Source organism: Streptomyces venezuelae, from assembly GCF_008642355.1.
Taxonomy (GTDB): domain Bacteria; phylum Actinomycetota; class Actinomycetes; order Streptomycetales; family Streptomycetaceae; genus Streptomyces; species Streptomyces venezuelae_B.
Map to the genome: position 1 here is coordinate 6652258 of NZ_CP029193.1, position 18839 is coordinate 6671096.

An 18839-nucleotide genomic window follows, 5' to 3' on the forward strand; every position below is an offset into this window, starting at 1 on the left:
GCCCACCAACCCTGGGGAGAGCGATGCGCCCGATATCGCGTACGGCCTTGGGGGCGGCGTCCGCCGTCGCCCTCGCCGTCACCGCGGCCGTCCCGTCCGTGGCCGAGCCACGCGCGGACACGGCGGACACGAGGCCACTGGTGGGCAGCGCCCCCCAGCGCGACGGCGGCTCCGTCGTCACCCTCGTCACCGGCGACCGCGTCCTGGTCAGGACCGACGGCAAGAACGGGGCGGGAGCCTCCGCACTGCCCGCCGAGGACGGCACGACACCGCTGGTCCAGACCCGGCAGTCCGGCAAGGACCTGTACGTCTATCCCGAAGGCGCCGTCCACGCCATCGCCGAGGGCCTCGTCGACGAGGAGCTCTTCAACGTCACCGGGCTCGTCCGGCAGGGCTACGACGACGCGCACTCCCAAAAGCTGCCGCTCATCGCCGTGTACGACAAGTCCGTCGACGTCGCCCGCGCGGTGCCCGCCACCCCGCGCGGCGCCGAGCGCGGCCCCGTCCTCGAACCCGTCGACGGCGTCGCCCTGAAGGCCGACAAAAAGAAGGCCGCCGACTTCTGGGCGGAGATCACCAACACCCGCTCCCGTGCCGCGGGCGACCTGAAGAAGCTCTGGCTCGACGCCAAGGTCGAGGCCACCCTCGAACGCTCCACCAAGCAGGTGCACGCCCCCGAGGCCTGGGCCGCCGGATACGACGGCAAGGGCACCAAGGTCGCCGTCCTCGACACCGGCGCCGACGCCCGCCACCCCGACCTCGCGGGCCGCATCGGCGCGACGAAGAACTTCACCGGCTCCCCGGACGACGAGGACCGGCAGGGCCACGGCACCCACACCACGTCCACCGTCGGCGGCTCCGGCGCGGCGAGCGGCGGCAGGAAGAAAGGCGTCGCGCCCGGCGCCACGCTGCTGCACGGCAAGGTCCTCGACGACAGCGGGTCCGGCGCCACGTCCTGGATCATCGAGGGCATGCAGTGGGCCGTCGACCAGAAGGCCGACGTCGTCTCGATGAGTCTCGGCAACCCGGCGCGGACCGACTGCACCGACCCGATGTCCACGGCGACCGAGGAGCTCGCGCGGTCCGCGAAGGACACCCTCTTCGTCGTCGCCGCCGGCAACACAGGACCCTCCCTCGACTCCGTGTCCTCGCCCGGCTGCGCACCCGGCGTCCTGACCGTCGGCGCCGTCGACCGCGACGACACCACCGCCTCCTTCTCCAGCCGCGGCCCGGCGTACGGCTCACACACCCTCAAGCCGGAGATCGCCGCGCCCGGTGTCGGCATCTCCGCCGCGGCCGCGGACGGCAGGGGCGTGCACGCGTACCGGTCCATGAGCGGTACGTCGATGGCGACCCCGCACGTCGCGGGCGCCGCCGCCCTGGTCAAGCAGCGCCACCCCGACTGGAGCGCCGCGCGGATCAAGGCGGCCCTCGTGTCGTCCGCCGACAGCCGCGTGCCCGGCGACGCGCGCGAGACCGGCGGCGGGCGCCTCGACGCCAAGGCCGCCGTCGGCCAGAAGGTGCTCGGTTCGCCGGCCGTGCAGGGCGGTGGCTTCGGCTGGCCGCAGGACTCCTCCGACCGCACCACCGTCGACGTGCCCTACACCAACACCACGGATAGGAAAGTGGAGTTGAGGCTGTCGGTGGACCGTGTCACCGGCAACGACGGCTCCTCCGTCCGCTCCGGTGTGGCGCGGCTCGGCAAGCGCGCCGTGACCGTCCCGGCCGGTGCCACCGTGCGGGTACCGCTGAAGATCAACCCTGACGCGGAGCTCAAGCGCGCCCAGTACGGCGACGTCACGGGACGCGTCCTCGCCACGGCCGACGGCGGCACCCGCGTCTCCACGCCCTTCTCCCTCTACGTCCAGCCGGAGACCGTCAGCCTCCGCGTGAAACTGATCGACCGCCATGGCGAGCCTGCTGACGGCGCGTCATCCGTCGACCTCATCGGCACCGACACCGCCACCGGCGAGCGGCGCTTCAACGAGGGCGCGAACGACCAGACATACCAAGTCCGGCCCGGCTCCTACTTCCTGACCGGGTTCATCGACACGCGGGACGCCGAGGGCGGCAACCAGAAGCTCACGGACTCCCTCACCCATATCGCCCGCCCGCAGGTCGAGGTGAAGAAGGACACCACGATCACGCTCGACGCCCGCGAGGCGCACCGCCTCACCGTCAGGACGGACAGGGCGTCCGAAGTGCGCGGCGCCACCCTCGCGTTCGCCCGCACCTGGGGCAAGGACAACTGGCTGCACGCGGGCACGGCCGCGGGACCGCGCACCGTCCGCTCCTACTACCAGTCCGTGGAGGGCAAACCGGCCGACGGCACTTTCGAGTCCGGCAGCTACTGGCGTGCTGCGGCACCCCAGATCTCCGGACTCGCAGTCATGGACGGCGAGAAGCCGGGCAAGGAGCTGCACCCCCTGACCGCGTCCCTCGGCTCCGCCAACCTCGACGGCACGGGGAAGGCCGCCGTCGTCGACGCGCGGTCCGGCACCGCGCAGGAGCTCCAGGCCGCGGGCGTCAAGGGCAGGATCGCGCTGGTCGAGGCACCCGACAGCGGCGACGTGGCGGCCGTGGCCGCCGAGGCGAAAAAGGCCGGCGCGGTCGCCGTCCTCGCCCACCGCGCGGCACCCGGCCGCTGGTATCCGTCCGCCGGATTCACCGGCTCCCCGCTGCCGGTCCTCGGCATCGAACCGGACGAGGCGGCGTACGTGCAGTCCCGACTGGCTTCAGGCACCGTCGAGTTGAAGTGGAAGGCCACGGCGAACAGCCCCTACGTCTACAACCTCGCGTTCCCCGAGACCGGTCAGATCCGCGACGACCGCGCCTACCGCGTGCGGGACAAGGACCTCGCCGCGAATCAGGCGACGTACCGGGCCATGGGCCAGGCCACGGACTACGTGGACCTGCCCTCGGCGGTCCGCCCCACCGGCCTGGAGATCTACTTCGGCAACCTCGCGTCCGTTCCCGCGCCCGGCAAGCGCACCGAGTACTACTCGGCGGGCACGACCGGCTGGGGCCACCAGGTGTCCAGCAGCTTCCCGTACGGCGAGTTCATGATCGACCCGGTGCGTACGTACGAGAAGGGCGAGCGCCGCGAGGAGACCTGGTACGACGGGGTCCTCACGCCCGGCGCGCCCCGCGACGCCGCGGGCGGGCCCGCGCTCGCCGGTGAGCGGCAGGGGAACCTGATCGGGGTGGCCCCGGGCTTCTGGGCCGATGCCGAACACGGCGGGATCCAGGGCAGCTTCGGTGACATCGGGTCGGTGCGGCTGGAGCGGGACGGGGAGGTCGTGGGGGAGTCCGGCTGGCCGTACGGGGTGTTCGACGTCCCGGCGGAGGACGCCGCGTACGAACTGACCCTCTCCACGATGAAGCTCGGCTCACGCGTGTGGCACCGGTCCACGTCGACGGAGACGACGTGGTCGTTCCGCTCCCGTCTCGACGAGAGCGCGGCCTCCCAGGGCATCCCGATGCTCTTCCCTCGGTATGGCCTCCCCGAGGACGGGCTCAAAACTCTCCCCGCGAAGGACGGACAGCGGATTGAACTCGGCGTGACGGGGCACGCGGGTTACGAGCCCGGCGCGCTCACCGACGCGCAGCTGTCGTACTCGTACGACGAGGGCCGGACGTGGACGGCGGCGAAGACCGCGGAACACGACGGTAAGTGGAGCGCGACCGTGAACCACGCGGGCGCCTCCGGCAAGCCGGTCCGGCTCAAAACCCGACTGACGGACGCCCACGGCAACTCCGTCACACAGACCGTGGCTCGCGCCTACGACGTGCGCTAGTCACACCGGTCCCGCCGGGCGGTCCTCCTGTGGGGGGTGGGCCCGCCCGGCGGTCCCTGTCGTCGCCGAGATGGCCGGAATTTCCGGATGCACCGTTTTCGTACGGCCGTCGCGGTGGAAAATTAGGGGCATGAGCCAGCAGGGGGACAGGCCCAGCGGTCGCGACGACGACTGGTGGGGACAGCTGTACGACGACGCCGCGCCGGACACGGGCCCGTCTCCGGCACCGGACACCGTGGACGACAGGTTCGCCTCGGCCTCGAACGCACTCCAGGCCCCCTTCCCGACGCAGCGCCCGCCCACGGACCCCGCCGACGCCGACGACCCCCCACTCCGGCCACCCGCCCCGGGCAGCGACGACGCACCGCCCGACAGGGCCACCAGGCCGGTCCCTCCCGCCCCCGCCCCCGGCCCTCGCGGCGGCAACGCGCCAATCGCCATGCCGGGGCCGGCCCACCCCTCGCCCGAGCGGCCGGTGCCTTCGGGCCCAGCTGCCTCGCTGCGCCCGCGCGGCGACGAGGCACCGCCCGACGCGGCCGGTCAGCCCGAGCCTGCCGGGCCCTCCGCCGCCCCCGGCCCCGGTGGGGGCGACGCCTCGGGCGGCGCGGCGGATTCGTCGCACGAACCGTTCGCCGCCCGCCCCCCGGCCGGTCGGCCGGAACCCGCCGCGCCTCCTGCCCCCGAAGACCCCGCCGCGCCCCGCGCCCCGCGCACCCCGCCCGCCTTCACCGCCCCGCCGCCATGGGCGCCGCCCACCGCGCCCGCCGGACCGTCGACGTTCCCGGCCGGCGAGCGCGGCGCGGCGGGCGGGTACTCCGTGGCGTCCACGGAAGAGCCTCGCGCCGGTGCGCCCGCTTCACGTCCGCCCGACGCCCGGGGCACGTCCGCCGCCCACGGCGCGTCTCCGCGACCGGCCGACGACGGGGTCCTCTACGTAGGGGACGGGCCGCCCACCTACGAAGCCGAGCCCAGTGCCCTGCCCGCCGCTGATCCCGATGACCTCGGGGACCTCGTCGCCGACACCGTGTTGGACGGGGCGCGGTACGGGGCCAGTACGCTGCGGGCCGCCTCCGTGCGCGGGGACTCCGCCCGGTACCGGGGCGAGCCGCGCCGTGACGCGCTGCTCACCGCCCGTTTCGGGAGCGGGGAGGACGCCCTCGTGCTCGTCGCCACGGCCACCGGCGCCCGAGCCACCCCCGGCGCACACCGCGCCGCCGCCGAGGCGTGCGACTGGATCGGGCGGGCCGTCGGGCGCAGTCACGCGCGGCTCGCCGAGGACATCAGGGCCGCCCGGCGCGGCGACCTGAAGGCGGGGCTGCACCGCCTCACGGACCGCAGCCTCGGCAAGCTCCGCGCGCACGCCGCGGACCTCGGCCTGGAGCCGGACGAGTACGCCGCGTCCCTGCGGTGTCTGCTGCTGCCCGCCGACCCCCGGTGCCGTACGCGCGTCTTCTTCGGCGTCGGCGCGGGCGGCCTCTTCCGGCTGCGCGACGGCGCGTGGCAGGACATCGAGCCGAGGGTCGCGGACGCCACCGGCGAAGCCGTCGTCGGGTTCGGATCGCCGCCCCCGCCCCCGCCCTCGCCGGACACGGCGCAGGAGGGTGATCGGCTCACCATGGCTCTCGGGATCACCACGCCCCCGAGCCCGTACGAACCCGCCCCCGAGCCGCCCCGCGACCCCTTCCGTTTCCGCGCCTCCATCGCCCGCCCGGGTGACACGCTCGTCCTGTGCAGCGAAGGCCTCGCCGAGCCGCTGCGCGGCGAGCCCGAACTCGCCGAACACCTCATCCGCAGATGGGAGAAGGGCGGCCCGCCGGGGCTCACTGCGTTCCTGGCCGACATCCAGGTCAGGGTCAAGGGGTACGCCGACGACCGGACGGCCGCCGCGGTCTGGGAGGCATGACCGCCGCACCTGTGAATTCATGGACCAGAGGCGCCCAGAAGTTCCGGCTTCGTACGAGTAAGTCCTGGTCCATGGGTCACAAGGGGTGAATCACGGTTCACCAGCGTCGGAAGGTGCGTACAGCATGGCCAAGCAGAACGTCGCCGAGCAGTTCGTCGACATCCTCGTCCGCGCGGGCGTCAAGCGCCTGTACGGAGTCGTCGGCGACAGTCTCAATCCGATCGTGGACGCCATCCGACGCACCAAGGACATCGACTGGGTCCAGGTGCGGCACGAGGAGACCGCCGCCTTCGCGGCCGGCGCCGAGGCCCAGATCACCGGGAACCTCGCCGCCTGCGCGGGCTCCTGCGGACCCGGCAACCTCCACCTGATCAACGGCCTGTACGACGCGCACCGCTCCATGGCCCCCGTCCTCGCGCTCGCCGCGCAGATCCCGTCGAGCGAGATCGGGCTCGGGTACTTCCAGGAGACCCATCCGGACCAGCTGTTCCGCGAATGCAGTCACTACAGCGAGCTGATCTCGACGCCGAAGCAGATGCCGCGGCTGCTGCAGACCGCCATCCAGAACGCCGTCGGGCAGAGCGGGGTGAGTGTGGTGTCCCTGCCCGGGGACATCGCGGGCGAGCCCGCGCCGGAGCAGGCCGCCGAGACCGCGCTGGTGACGTCCCGGCCCACCGTGCGGCCCGGCGACGCGGAGATCGAGCGGCTCGCCGCGATGATCGACGAGGCGGACAAGGTCACCCTGTTCTGCGGCAGCGGCACGGCCGGCGCGCACGCCGAGGTGATGGAGTTCGCCGAGAAGGTGAAGTCCCCGGTGGGCCACGCGCTGCGCGGCAAGGAATGGATCCAGTACGACAACCCGTACGACGTGGGCATGAGCGGCCTGCTGGGCTACGGCGCCGCCTATGAAGCCACCCATGAATGCGACCTGTTGATCCTGCTCGGGACCGACTTCCCGTACAACGCCTTCCTGCCGGACGATGTCAAGATCGTCCAGGTCGATGTCCGCCCCGAGCGCCTCGGCCGCCGCTCGAAGCTGGACCTCGCCGTCTGGGGCGACGTGCGCGAGACGCTGCGCTGTCTGACCCCGCGCGTCTCGCCGAAGTCGAACCGCAAGTTCCTCGACAAGATGCTCAAGAAGCACGCCGACGCGTTGGAAGGCGTCGTGAAGGCCTACACGCGCAAGGTCGAGAAGCACGTCCCGATCCACCCCGAGTACGTCGCCTCGGTCCTCGACGACCTCGCCGCCGACGACGCGGTGTTCACCGTCGACACCGGCATGTGCAACGTGTGGGCGGCCCGCTACCTCACCCCGAACGGCAAGCGCCGGATCATCGGCTCCTTCAGCCACGGCTCGATGGCGAACGCGCTGCCGCAGGCGATCGGCGCCCAGTTCGTCGACCGGAAGCGGCAGGTCGTCTCCATGTCGGGCGACGGCGGTTTCTCCATGCTCATGGGTGACTTCCTCACCCTCGTCCAGCACGACCTGCCCGTGAAGGTCGTGCTGTTCAACAACTCCTCACTCGGCATGGTGGAGCTGGAGATGCTGGTCGCCGGGCTCCCCAACTACGGCACGGCGAACCACAACCCGGACTTCGCCGCCGTCGCCCGCGCCGCGGGTGCCTACGGCGTGCGGGTGGAGAAGCCCAAGCAGCTCGCCGGTGCCCTCAAGGACGCCTTCGCGCACAAGGGCCCCGCCCTCGTCGACATCGTGACCGACCCGAACGCGCTCTCCATCCCGCCCAAGATCAGCTCGGACATGGTGACGGGCTTCGCCCTCTCCGCCAGCAAGATCGTCCTGGACGGCGGGGTGGGCCGGATGCTGCAGATGGCCCGCTCCAACCTGCGGAACGTGCCGAGGCCGTGAGGACCTGCTCGTGAATCCCCGGGCCCCGGCACGCCCGCCGCCTCAGGCCGGCCGCAGCCGCAGCGTGACGATCTGGAACGGCCGCAGCGCGAGCGCGAGGCCCGCCTCGCCCGTCCCCGCCTCGTGCAGCGGCCGTTCCAGCAGGTCCGTCACCTCGGCCCGCGCGACGGGGAAGGACGTGGTGAGCGTGGCCGCGGCCCGGCCGCCGCGCGACTCGTAGAGCCGTACGATCACGTCGCCGCTGCGGTCGTCGGCGAGCTTCACCGACTCGACCGTGACCGCCGGGTGGTCGACGTCCACCAGCGACGGCAGGACGGGGGAGTCCGCGACGCGCAGCGGCAGGTTGAGCGCGAGACCCTCCGCCACCGCGTCACCGGTCGCCGCCCCGGGCAGCAGCGCGTACGTGAAGCGGTGCCTGCCCTGGTCGGTCTCCGGGTCCGGGCTGTGCGGGGCCCGCAGCAGCGTGAGGCGGACCGTGGTGGCGAGCGTGTCGCCATGTTCCGTGCGCGTCACGTCGTGGCCGTACGTCGCGTCGTTGAGCACCGCGACGCCGTACCCCTCCTCCGCCACCCGCAGCCAGCGGTGCGCGCAGATCTCGTAACGCGCCGCGTCCCAGCCCGTGTTGGCGTGCGTGGGCCGGTGCACATGGCCGAACTGGATCTCGGCGGCGGACCGCTCGGCGTGCACGTCGAGCGGGAACGCGGCCTTCAGGACCTTCTCCGACTCCCGCCAGTCGACGTCCGTGACGACGTCCAGACGCCTGCTGCCCGCCGCGAGCCGGATCTCCTGTGTGATCCGCGAGGCCCCGAAGGTCCGCACGACACGCACCGCGACCCGCAGCGGCCCGTCCTCGACGAGCTCCACGGAGTCGGCGTCGGTGAGGTCGGTGTGACGGCGCCGGTAGTGCTTGTCGAGGTCCCACGCGTCGTAGTGCGTGGGATGGTCGGGGTGCAGCTGGAGGAGGTTGCCGGGGGCGGCGAGGACCTCGCGGCCCGCGTCCAGGTCCTTGACGGAGGCGAGCAGCCCGGCGGCGTCGACCGTGACGCTCAGGTGCTCGTTGGTGAGCAGGATCGTGTCGCCGGTGGTGTGCGCCACCGCACCCGTCCCGGCGTCCCGTGCCGCGTCGATGCTCCGCGTGCCGAGCGCGGGCACGTCGACCCGGACCAGCATGCCGTCACCGGGGTCGACGACCTCGCTGCGCGCGTACGGCGAGGCGTTGAGGACCGCGGGCCCGCCCGCGCCCAGCGACCGCACGGCCGACGCCGTGATCTCGTCGAGTTCGGCGAGGACCCGTTCATAGGTGTCGCGGGCCTCCCGGTGCACCCAGGCGATCGACGAGCCGGGCAGGATGTCGTGGAACTGGTGCAGCAGCACCGTCTTCCACAGCCGGTCGAGCGTGTCGTACGGGTAGACGTACGCGTGATCGCGCACCGCCGCCGCCGTGCACCACAACTCGGCCTCGCGCAGGGCGTGTTCACTGCGCCGGTTGCCGCGCTTGGTGGCGGCCTGGGTGGTGTACGTGGCGCGGTGCAGCTCCAGGTAGAGCTCGCCGGACCAGACCGGGGCGTCGGCGCCGTACTCCTCCTCGGCCGCCGCGAAGAACGCCGACGGCTTCTCGATCTCGACGCGCGGCGAGCCCTCCAGGGAGCGCAGGCGCCGCGCCCGCTCCATCATCTCGCGGGTGGGCCCGCCCCCGCCGTCGCCCCAGCCGAACGGCACCAGCGAGCGGGACGCGCGTCCCTTGTCGGCGAAGTTCCGTTCGGCGTGGGCGAGTTCGGCGCCGTGGAACTGCGAGTTGTAGGTGTCCACGGGCGGGAAGTGGGTGAAGACGCGGGTGCCGTCGATGCCCTCCCACCAGAAGGTGTGGTGCGGCATCTTGTTGGACTGGTTCCAGCTCAGCTTCTGCGTGAGGAACCAGCGGATGCCCGCGAGCTTCGCCAGCTGCGGGAAGGCGGCGGTGTAGCCGAAGGAGTCCGGCAGCCAGATCTCCTCCGTCTCGACGACGAGCTCCTCGCGGAAGAACCGCATGCCGTGCGTGATCTGCCGGGCGAGCGCCTCGCCGCCCGGCATGTTGGCGTCCGACTCGACCCACATCGAGCCCACCGGCGCCCAGGTGCCGTCCGCGACCGCCTTCTTGATGCGCTCCCAGATGTGCGGCTGGTGCTCCTTGACCCACGCGTACTGCTGGGCCTGCGAGCAGGCGAAGACCAGCTCCGGATACTCCTCGGCCAGCGCCGTCACGTTGGCAAAGGTCCGCGAAGCCTTGCGCACCGTCTCGCGCAGGGGCCACAGCCACGCCGAGTCGATATGCGCGTGTCCGGCTGCCGATACGCGGTGGGCGCTGGCGTGCGCGGGCCGCGCGAGGACATCGGCGAGTTCCGCCCGCGCGGCGGCGGCCGTGCCCGGTACGTCGTGCAGATCGAGCGCGTCGAGCATGTCCTCCAGGGCGCGCAGGATCTCGTGGCGACGCGGACGGTCGGCGTCCAGTTCCCGCATGAGCTCGGAAAGGACCTCGATGTCGAGGATCAGCTGCCATACGTCCTCGTTCAGTACGGCGAGATCGGCAGACGCGAATCGGTAGATCGGGGTATTGCCTGCGGTCAGGACGTCGCCCAGGGGTGTCGGCACGAAGTCGTGCAGAACGGCCGGATTGGCCGCCGCTTCGAGGAGTAGGTGCACCGGTTCGCCGCCCTGAGCAGGGGAGGCCACTGGAATATGCCGATTGCGCGGGTGAACGCCCTTGAGGGGAACGCCCGCCGCGTCGTAGACGAGCCCCTCCGCCTGGAAGCCGGGTCCTTCACCGGTGAAACCGGGATCGATCACGGCCTCGACGCGGCGCCCCCGCCACTCGTCGGGCACCTGCCCTTGGAGCCGGAACCAACTGGTCGACCAGGGATTTCCCCACGCGGTGCCGGTCTCGAAGGGCTCGTACTCCGCTTCGAGCGCGGTCCCGACGGGCACCGGTTCGCCCGGCGCGTGCCACACGGAGAGGGTCAGCGGCGTGCGCCGGGTGTACTGGGCGGGCCGGATGAACTGGCGCAGCGCCCGCTCCAGGCGGCCTTCCACCAGCAGTCTGTCGTCGTGCACTCGTGCTCCTCGGGACGCTCGACGGTGGGGTCCACCGCTTCACTTCCCCTCAACTCCCGGATGCACCCCCCGCCGTTAATTGACGATTCGACAAGCGTGCCGTGACCGGCCCGGGGCATGCATCCCGTGAGGCTGTTCGAAAGGGAGGCAGAGACATCGCTTTGTGGGCGGGGGTCATGACGAGGCACTCACGAGGGGGCGGTCCCGGCAATCTCGGGGCCTCTTCACCGGAAATACGGGACGAGAGGACCGGTGATACGCGGGACGGGCCCGACAAGGGTCAGCTCACGCGGCGGCTGGGGAGAGCGGATCTGCGCGCGGTGTCCGAGGTCAGGAAATCCCTGCGAGAACTTCTGCGGCACTGGGGAAAACCCGGAAAGAGCGAGATAGCCGAACTCCTCACCAGTGAACTGGTCACGAACGCACTGGTGCACACCGATCACGAGGCGGTCGTCACGGCGACCGTGGGCCCGCACGGCCTGCGCGTGGAGGTGAGGGACTTCGTGGGCCACCGACCCGAGCCGCGGGTACCGATCGCCGACGACGGTACGAGCGGCAGGGGCCTGATCCTGGTGCAGTCCCTCGCCGACGCCTGGGGAGTACGGGCGCACGGCGTGGGGAAGGCGGTCTGGTTCGAGCTGGACGGCGGCGGCGCGGCATGAGCGCACCGCCGCCGTACGGCCCCGGCATCAGCCGAACTGCTGTTCCAGGTCCTTCAGTTTCCGCTCCAGCGAGTCGAGCCGGGGCAGGGCCTGCGTGTCGTCCTCGGCCGTGAGGTCGACGGTGACGGGCGCGACGGGAGCCGCGTCGTCAGGGCCGTTCCTGACGGCCTGGAGGGAGGGACGGGAGCGTACCGGCAGCTGTTCCTGCGCCGCTATGGCAGGGTCCGCGCCGACCTGCGCGGACCCGGCGGCCGGTGCGACGGCCTGTACGTCCACCTGACGGCCGCCGCCACGGCCCTGCCAGTTGCGCTGGCCCCTGCTGAGGGCCTTGAGCTGCGCGCGCTCCAGCTTCTCCTGATCGCGCCTGCGCAGCCGCGTCTGCTCCTTCTCGCGGCGGTCCTCCCTGACCTCCTCGACGGCCTCGTCCAGGGTGCGTACGCCTTCGAGGAGCATCAGCGACCACGCCCCGAAGGTCTCCCGGGGCGCCCGTAGCCACCGCACGATGCGGATCTGCGGCAGCGGTCGTGGCACCAGGCCCTGCTCGCGCAGTGCGGCCCTGCGGGTCTGCTTCAGCGCGCGGTCGAAGAGGACCGCCGCCGAGAGGGACATCCCCGCGAAGAACTGCGGGGCACCCGCGTGGCCGAGACCCCGCGGCGCGTGCACCCAGTTGAACCAGGCGGCGGCGCCCGCGAACGTCCACACGAGCAGGCGCGAACCGAGGGCCGCGTCGCCGTGGCTCGCCTCGCGCACGGCGAGGACGGAGCAGAACATCGCCGCGCCGTCGAGGCCGAACGGGACCAGATACTCCCAGCCGCCGGAGAGGCTGAGGTTCTGCCGGCCGAAGCCGACCAGGCCGTGGAAGGAGAGCGCCGCGGCGACGGCCGCGCAGCAGAACAGGAGGACGTAGGACGCGGTTCCGTAGATCGCTTCCTTGCGTCTGCGGCGTTCCTCGCTGCGCTCCCACGACTCGTCGCTCGCGCTTCCCTTGGCTGCTTTGGCGTGGCCTCGCTTGCCGCGCGTGAGCACCGCAACCGCCACCAGCAGGCCCAGGAGCAGGACGCCACCCGGGAGCAGCCAGTCCAGCGATATGTCGGTCAGTCTCATCTGGGGGTCCCTTGCATTGCGGTAGGGCGTATCGGGCGCCATATTGACCCAACCCGGAGGGACCCCACGGGGTTTCGGCGCAAGAAGACGCCATGGGGGTGCGCGGGAGCACACACGGCGTACTTTTGCTCGAACTCGCGGCGCAATACCGGAAGTTGAGTTCGATTAAACGCGCTCGAAACGGTGGTTCGGACTGAAGTGGCGGTTCAGGGTGAAGCGGCGGTTCAGGCGGAAGCGGTCGCCTCGGCGTCCGCGCTCAGCCGCGCGATGCGCTCCGCGTCGCAGGTGCGCGGGCAGGTGACGCAGGTGTCGTCGGGGCGCAGCGTGTAGAACATGCAGCAGCTCGCCCGGTCGCGGGTGGGCAGCGACTCGCCGTTCGGGCCCGTCAGCTCCCGGAAGCCGGCCGTGCCGACGTACGGCTTGGTGGCGCCGGGCAGCAGCCGCTCCAGCTCCGTCATCGCCCGCTGCTCCTCGCCGAGGAGGTGTGCCACGTACCAGAGACCCTCGACGATCTCGTCCGTGGCGACGCTCCACAGGGCGCGCGAGCGGCGCCGCATCCGCGGGCCGAAGCCGTCGAGGAGCGGTCCCAGGTGTTCGGCGACCGCGGCCCGCACCTCCGCGCGCAGGGCCTCCTCGTCCGGTACGACGCGGGCGTCGGGCCGCGCCGCCGCCGGGTCGTCCGGCAGGCAGGCGAAACCGTTCGACCGGACGGCCATCCGGCCGAGGGTGCGCTGGAAGGAGACGTCGGCGACCGGGAAGCGCGGGACGCGGCGCTGCAGGAACCACGGGACCGTGATGAGCAGGGTGGCCGGCCAGGCGTAGCGGTGCAGGCCGAAGCTCGCGATCACGTCCGGGCGGGCCTGGGTGCCGTAGTCCTTGAGCACCTGTGCGTTGTCCCATGCCAGGAATGCGTCGAGGTCGGCCCCGCCCTCCGCGAGCCGGGCGGCGGTGACCCAGCCGCCGCCCTGTGGGGCCTGTTCCTCGTGACCGAGCTCGGTGACGCGCAGTCCGGAGTACACCTCGCCCAGACGGACGTAGGAGTCCGCTACGGCACTGGGGGCGCCCTGGGCGGGTGCGGCCAACGTGGGTACGGACATGCGCGGGACCACCGAATCGCGATCGATAGCAGGTTAGCCTTACCTTACCCGACGTGATCGATGTTTCAACTCCGGTCGTGTCCGCCTATGGTGCCTGTCGTACCTTTCACAGCGATCAGAGGCAGGGCGGGGGCAAGCGGTGGAGCAGACCGGAGCACGCGAGGGGGGTCCCCTCGCCGGGGCGCCGCGCGTCCGGGTGCCCGAACAGGCCGGGGCGCGCCACGCGGTCCGGCGCAGCTCCGTGCGCGGTCAGATCCTCGCCGCGCTGCGCGCCGCGCTCGTCGGCGGCGAGCTCGCGCCCGGCGAGGTCTACTCGGCGCCGGCCCTCGCCGACCGCTTCGGCGTCTCCGCGACGCCCGTCCGCGAGGCGATGCAGCAGCTGGCCACCGAGGGTGCGGTGGAGGTCGTCCCCAACCGCGGCTTCCGCGTCGTCGAGCGCGGCGCGCGCGAACTGGCGGAGCTCGCCGAGGTGCGGGCGCTCATCGAGGTCCCGGTGATGCTGCGCCTGGCCCGTACGGTGCCCGCGGCGCGCTGGGCCGGGCTGCGGCCCCTCGCCGAGGCGACCGCGACGGCCGCGGCGGGCGGCGACCTCGCCCACTACGCCGAGTCCGACCGCGCCTTCCACGGCGCCGTCCTCTCCCTCTCCGGCAACCAGCAGCTGGTCCAGGTCGCGGAGGACCTGCACCGCCGCTCCCAGTGGCCCCTGTCGACCGGCCCCGTCGCGGGCCGCCGCGCCGACCTGGTGGCCGACGCGGCCGAACACGTGGCCCTCCTGGACGCCCTCACCGCCCAGGACCTCCCCGTCGTCTCGTCCCTGGTCCGCGAACACTTCACGGGGGCGTCGGGCTAGCGGGGCGTCCGTCAGGGGTGCGTCAGACCGCGGCCGCCGGGGGCTGGAGGTGGTGGGCCAGCCAGGAGGGGACGCCGCCCAGGAGGCGGAAGAGGCGGGTGGCCTCGGCGCGGAGGCGGGTGGCCTCCGGTTCCGGTTCCGCGTCCGCCAACGCGGCGAGTGCCGGGGCCGTGCCGACCAGGTAGCCGAGCTCCTCGCGGATGCGCAGGGACTCCGCGAAACCGTGCCGCGCCTCCGCCAACTCACCGTCGCGCAGGGCGAGTCCGGCCAGGTGGCGCCACGTGAAGGAGAGGAGGAGCGGGTCGGCGTGGGCGGTGGCGCCCGCGTGGGCGCGCCGGTACGCCGCCTTCGCCGACTGCGGGGAGTCCGCGATGTGCTCCGCGATGAGACCGCGGCGGAAGTCGAGCAGCGGGCGCCCCGGTGCGTTCGGGGCGAGCAGCGCCGCCGCCCTGCCGAGCGCCGTACGCGCTTCGTCGGCCCGGTCGCGTACGTTCAAGACGGTGGAGGCGTACGCCAGTTGGCCTCGTTCGCAGGCCGCCGCGCCGCGGTCGTCGTCGTCCTCGGCGAGCGCCTCCGCGGTCCGCAGGCCGTCCTCCGCCTCGCCCCAGCCCTCCCCGGTGAACAGGCACCGCTCGACGAGGAGCGCCGTCCTCTGGAGTGCCGCCGCGGCCCCCGCCCGTGAGGCGAGCAGTGCCGCAGCGTCGGTCCAGCAGCCGCGTGAGCGCAGCCGCCATACCGCGGTCTGGAGTGGATCGTGCTCTGCAGTCGTTCCGGTACCAGACATGGCGGTATGCGCCACGTTGCCCTCCCCGAGCACACCATTGAGCTGTTGAGTCGTGGGCGAATCTCAGCATGGATCGCGGCACCGGGCCAAGAGGCTGGGTGAAAGATTTCACAAAGGGCGGGCAAGGAAACGGGCCGGGCCCGGTCGGCGGTTCGTCACCGCGGACCGGGCCCGACCCGGATGACCTCAGCTCATGCGCAGCGCGAGGAAGAAATCGAGCTTGTCCTCCAGACGCGACAGGTCACGACCCGTCAACTGCTCGATACGTCCCACCCGGTAGCGCAGCGTGTTGACGTGGAGGTGCAGTCGCGCCGCGCACCGGGTCCACGAGCCGTCGCTGTCGAGGAACGCCTCCAGCGTCGGGATGAGCTCCGCGCGGTGGCGCTGGTCGTACTCGCGCAGCGGGTCGAGGAGCCGCGCGGTGAACGCCCGGCGCACGTCGTCCGGCACGAACGGCAGCAGCAGCACGTGCGAGGCCAGCTCCTGGTGCCCGGCAGCGCAGACCCGCCCCGGCCGCGCCGCCGCGACCCGGCGGGCGTGCCGTGCCTCCTCCAGGGCGCCGCGCAGCCCTTCCGCCGAGTGCACGGACGCGCTGACGCCGAGCGTGAGGCGGCCGTCGCCGTCCAGGCCCGCCGCCAGCGGATCGTGGACGGAGGTGAGGAGCGCGTCCGCGAGCAGGCCCGTCTCGGGCCCCTCGTGCTCGCCGGGGACCGCGGGCAGCGGTACGAGGGCGATCGCCTCGTCGCCGGTGTGCGCGACGGCGATCCGGTCGGACGGCTCGGGGCCCGACGCCGCCGGGTCGACGAGGATCTCCTCCAGGAGCGCCTGGGCGACGGGACCGCCGTCGATCTCCCCGCCCTCCCACTCCACGCGGGCCACGACGACCTGCCAGTGCGGAGCCGTACCGAGACCGGGCAGCAGCACCGGGGCGGCGACGCGCAGTCGGGCCGCGATCTCCGCGGGGGCGGCACCGGTCTGCACCAGTTCCAGGACCTCCTGGGCCAGCCTGCGGCGTACCGTGCGGGCCGCGTCGCGCCGGTCGCGCTCCACCGCGATGAGCTGGGTGACGCCCTGCAGCAGGTCGAGCCGCTCCTCGGGCCAGTCGCCCGCGTCGGCCTCCACCGCGAGGACCCAGTCGGAGAGCACGGACTCGCGCACGTCGCGCGAGGCGCCGGCCGCTCCGCGCCCACTGGTCCGAATGGGGAACAGCGAGTACGTGACCGCGTCGACCGTCACGCGGTGCGGGCCGCGCCGTCCGGTCCTGACGGCCGCCAGGTGCTCCCCGGCGAGCCGCGCGCTCAGCGGCGCGGGCAGGACGTTTCCGGCCGCGCCCGACCCGGCGATCACACGCCCCGCGGGCGACAGGACCCACGCCCGCAGGTCCAGGTCGGTGCCGAGCAGGTCGAGGACGACGTCGGGCCCGCCGCCCGCCGGGCCCGAGGTCATCAGGCGGCGGTGCCGGTCGACGACGGCGGCCAGGTCCCCGGCGCGCTCGCCGGACACCTGGCGCACGACGTGCTCGGTGATCGTCGCGAAGGCCACCGACTCGTTGACCGCGAACAGCGGAAGGCGGTGCCGGGCGCAGGCCTGCACGATGTCGTCGGGGATGTCGCCCAGCTCGGCCTCGCCGGCCGCGAGGGCGGCGACACCGGCGCTCGCGAGGATCCGCACGAAGGGCTCCGTGTCCGAGGCGTCGCGGCGCCAGGCGAGGCCGGTGAGGACCAGCTCGCCGCCCGCCAGATAGCGGCTGGGGTCCCGCAGGTCCGTGGTCATCACACCGCGCACGGTGCGGTCCAGCTCGTCCTCGCCGCCGAGCAGCCGCAGGCCCAGCGCGTCGGTGTCAAGGAGTGCGCGCAGCCGCATGGTGTCGTCGCCGCCGATCTGTCTCGAATGGTGTGTACAAACATGTGCGCTCTGTAGCGCCGGGACCCGCCACCGGCGTGAGTCCGGGGTTTCCGGGGGGAACCCGCGAGGTTACTGGGGCCCGTTCTTCATACGAATCTACAAGACGCACGCCTTGGCCAGCCAACTCCTTCATGGTTTCGGTGACTGACCCCATCGGACGAGCGAGCGGTGTACTTGGCCCACTCCGCGTTAACAGCACATGAACGAGCAGTCGAGGGACCAACGGCCCGAGTGGCCGGAACGGAATGCTCCCGTCCCTCGAAGCGAAAGACCCTCGATACGAACAAGAAGAGAGCCTCATGGACTTCCTTCGCCCCGCCAGCTGGGAGGAGGCGCTCGCCGCCAAGGCCGAGCACCCCACGGCTGTGCCGATTGCGGGTGGCACCGACGTGATGGTCGAGATCAACTTCGACCACCGTCGTCCCGAGTACCTGCTTGACCTCAACCGCATCGTCGAGCTGCGCGAGTGGGAGGTGGGCGAGGAGACGGTCCGGCTCGGTGCCTCCGTCCCGTACACCCAGATCATGGAGGAGCTCCGCACGGAGCTGCCCGGTCTGGCGCTCGCCTCGCACACGGTCGCCTCCCCGCAGATCCGCAACCGCGGCGGCGTCGGCGGCAATCTGGGCACCGCCTCCCCGGCCGGTGACGCCCACCCCGCCCTGCTGGCCGCCGACTGCGAGGTCGAGGTGGAGTCTGTGCGGGGCTCCCGCCTCATCCCGATCGACGCGTTCTACACCGGCGTGAAGCGCAACGCGCTCGCCCCGGACGAGCTCATCAAGTCCGTCCACATCAAGAAGGCGGACGGTCCGCAGCAGTACTCGAAGGTCGGCACGCGCAACGCGATGGTCATCGCCGTGTGCGCCTTCGGTATCGCGCTGCACCCCGAGACCCGGACCGTGCGGACCGGCATCGGCTCCGCCGCCCCCACGCCCATCCGGGCGAAGGCGGCCGAGGAATTCCTGAACGCCGCGCTCGAAGAGGGCGGCTTCTGGGACAGCAAGAAGATCATCACCCCCTCGATCGCGAAGCAGTTCGCGGAGCTCGCCTCCGGAGCCGCCAACCCGATCGACGACGTGCGCGGAACGGCGAACTACCGTCGGCACGCCGTCGGGATCATGGCCCGCCGCACGCTCGGCTGGACCTGGGAGTCGTACCGCGGCGAGGGCCGCAGCACTGAGGGAGTCGCATGATGCGCGTGAACTTCACGGTCAACGGCCGGAAGCAGGAAGCCGACGACGTCTGGGAGGGCGAGTCCCTTCTGTACGTGCTGCGTGAGCGCATGGGGCTCCCGGGCTCCAAGAACGCCTGCGAGCAGGGCGAGTGCGGCTCCTGCACCGTCCGTCTCGACGGCGTGCCGGTCTGCGCGTGTCTCGTCGCGGCCGGACAGGCGGAGGGCCGCGAGGTCACCACCGTCGAGGGCCTCGCCGACTACGCCAAGCACCGTCAGGACGCCCACCCGGGCGGCGGCTGCGCCTCCGGCGCCTGCGGCACGTCCCTCCAGGACGCCCAGCAGTGGAGCGCCAAGGGCCAGGACTCGCAGACCGGCGAGGGCACCGAACTCTCCCCGATCCAGCAGGCGTTCATCGACGCGGGCGCCGTCCAGTGCGGCTTCTGCACCCCCGGTCTGCTCGTCGCCGCCGACGAGCTCCTGGAGCGCAACGACACGCCGTCGGACGCGGACATCCGCGAGGCGCTCTCCGGCAACCTGTGCCGCTGCACGGGTTACGAGAAGATCCTCGACGCGGTCCGCCTCGCCGCGGCCCGCCAGGGAGAGGTGGTCTGA

At 72.4% G+C, this 18839-nt stretch carries 12 protein-coding genes; 7 read left to right on the forward strand and 5 right to left on the reverse strand.

The features are described 5' to 3' along the window. Positions 1 to 23: 23 nt before the first annotated feature. The 3 genes from DEJ47_RS30455 (at position 24) to DEJ47_RS30465 (ending at position 7567) form a co-directional block, all read left to right on the forward strand. A complete protein-coding gene (locus DEJ47_RS30455) occupies positions 24 to 3797 on the forward strand; it encodes a S8 family peptidase (protein ID WP_150173625.1) in 3774 nt (1257 codons plus the stop codon). Positions 3798 to 3927: 130 nt separating this feature from the next. Then, positions 3928 to 5700, forward strand: coding sequence for a protein phosphatase 2C domain-containing protein (locus DEJ47_RS30460; protein ID WP_150173627.1), 1773 nt, complete (start codon positions 3928 to 3930; stop codon positions 5698 to 5700). A 124-nt stretch (positions 5701 to 5824) separates the two neighbouring features. Next, positions 5825 to 7567, forward strand: a complete 1743-nt coding sequence (locus DEJ47_RS30465) for a pyruvate dehydrogenase (RefSeq protein ID WP_150173629.1) — start codon at positions 5825 to 5827, stop codon at positions 7565 to 7567. Positions 7568 to 7609: 42 nt separating this feature from the next. On the opposite strand, the gene DEJ47_RS30470 is transcribed toward DEJ47_RS30465, so the two are convergent. After that, entirely contained in the window at positions 7610 to 10654 is a 3045-nt protein-coding gene (locus DEJ47_RS30470; protein WP_150173632.1) for an alpha-mannosidase, read from the reverse strand. 176 nt (positions 10655 to 10830) lie between these two features. On the opposite strand from DEJ47_RS30470, the gene DEJ47_RS30475 reads away from it, so the two are divergent. After that, positions 10831 to 11316: an ATP-binding protein gene (locus DEJ47_RS30475; RefSeq protein ID WP_190415646.1), complete on the forward strand. Its 486-nt coding sequence runs from the start codon at positions 10831 to 10833 to the stop codon at positions 11314 to 11316. A gap of 27 nt (positions 11317 to 11343) precedes the next feature. Here DEJ47_RS30475 and DEJ47_RS30480 read toward each other — a convergent pair whose 3' ends face one another. Continuing rightward, positions 11344 to 12420 carry a DUF2637 domain-containing protein gene (locus DEJ47_RS30480; protein ID WP_150173634.1) on the reverse strand — a complete coding sequence of 359 codons (1077 nt, stop codon included), beginning with the start codon at positions 12418 to 12420 and terminating at the stop codon, positions 11344 to 11346. A gap of 224 nt (positions 12421 to 12644) precedes the next feature. Continuing rightward, the gene (locus DEJ47_RS30485) at positions 12645 to 13517 is read right to left on the reverse strand and encodes a (2Fe-2S)-binding protein (protein WP_150173636.1); all 873 of its coding nucleotides are present in this window, start codon (positions 13515 to 13517) and stop codon (positions 12645 to 12647) included. Between the two features lie 139 nt (positions 13518 to 13656). Between DEJ47_RS30485 and DEJ47_RS30490 the strand changes: the two genes are divergently transcribed. Next, a complete protein-coding gene (locus DEJ47_RS30490) occupies positions 13657 to 14367 on the forward strand; it encodes a GntR family transcriptional regulator (protein ID WP_150173638.1) in 711 nt (236 codons plus the stop codon). A 22-nt stretch (positions 14368 to 14389) separates the two neighbouring features. On the opposite strand, the gene DEJ47_RS30495 is transcribed toward DEJ47_RS30490, so the two are convergent. Together DEJ47_RS30495 and DEJ47_RS30500 are read right to left on the reverse strand one after the other, a co-directional pair. After that, positions 14390 to 15166, reverse strand: coding sequence for a hypothetical protein (locus DEJ47_RS30495; protein ID WP_150173640.1), 777 nt, complete (start codon positions 15164 to 15166; stop codon positions 14390 to 14392). 171 nt (positions 15167 to 15337) lie between these two features. Then, positions 15338 to 17014 (reverse strand): PucR family transcriptional regulator, encoded by a 1677-nt coding sequence (locus DEJ47_RS30500; RefSeq protein ID WP_150173642.1) that lies wholly within the window; start codon positions 17012 to 17014, stop codon positions 15338 to 15340. A gap of 341 nt (positions 17015 to 17355) precedes the next feature. On the opposite strand from DEJ47_RS30500, the gene DEJ47_RS30505 reads away from it, so the two are divergent. Both DEJ47_RS30505 and DEJ47_RS30510 read left to right on the forward strand, forming a co-directional pair. Next, a complete protein-coding gene (locus DEJ47_RS30505) occupies positions 17356 to 18246 on the forward strand; it encodes an FAD binding domain-containing protein (RefSeq protein WP_150173644.1) in 891 nt (296 codons plus the stop codon). Further along, complete coding sequence (locus DEJ47_RS30510) at positions 18246 to 18839, forward strand: (2Fe-2S)-binding protein (protein ID WP_150175962.1); 594 nt, start codon at positions 18246 to 18248, stop codon at positions 18837 to 18839. The genes DEJ47_RS30505 and DEJ47_RS30510 overlap by 1 nt, the downstream gene beginning before the upstream one ends.

What these genes read in the sequence shown, in the direction of transcription:
- DEJ47_RS30485 (WP_150173636.1), bottom strand. Translation starts at nt 13,517, where the DNA reads ATGTCCGTACCCACGTTGGCCGCACCCGCCCAGGGCGCCCCCAGTGCC.
- DEJ47_RS30510 (WP_150175962.1), top strand. Translation starts at nt 18,246, where the DNA reads ATGCGCGTGAACTTCACGGTCAACGGCCGGAAGCAGGAAGCCGACGAC.
- DEJ47_RS30465 (WP_150173629.1), top strand. Translation starts at nt 5,825, where the DNA reads ATGGCCAAGCAGAACGTCGCCGAGCAGTTCGTCGACATCCTCGTCCGC.
- DEJ47_RS30460 (WP_150173627.1), top strand. Translation starts at nt 3,928, where the DNA reads ATGAGCCAGCAGGGGGACAGGCCCAGCGGTCGCGACGACGACTGGTGG.
- DEJ47_RS30480 (WP_150173634.1), bottom strand. Translation starts at nt 12,420, where the DNA reads ATGAGACTGACCGACATATCGCTGGACTGGCTGCTCCCGGGTGGCGTC.
- DEJ47_RS30505 (WP_150173644.1), top strand. Translation starts at nt 17,356, where the DNA reads ATGGACTTCCTTCGCCCCGCCAGCTGGGAGGAGGCGCTCGCCGCCAAG.
- DEJ47_RS30500 (WP_150173642.1), bottom strand. Translation starts at nt 17,014, where the DNA reads ATGCGGCTGCGCGCACTCCTTGACACCGACGCGCTGGGCCTGCGGCTG.
- DEJ47_RS30455 (WP_150173625.1), top strand. Translation starts at nt 24, where the DNA reads ATGCGCCCGATATCGCGTACGGCCTTGGGGGCGGCGTCCGCCGTCGCC.
- DEJ47_RS30475 (WP_190415646.1), top strand. Translation starts at nt 10,831, where the DNA reads ATGACGAGGCACTCACGAGGGGGCGGTCCCGGCAATCTCGGGGCCTCT.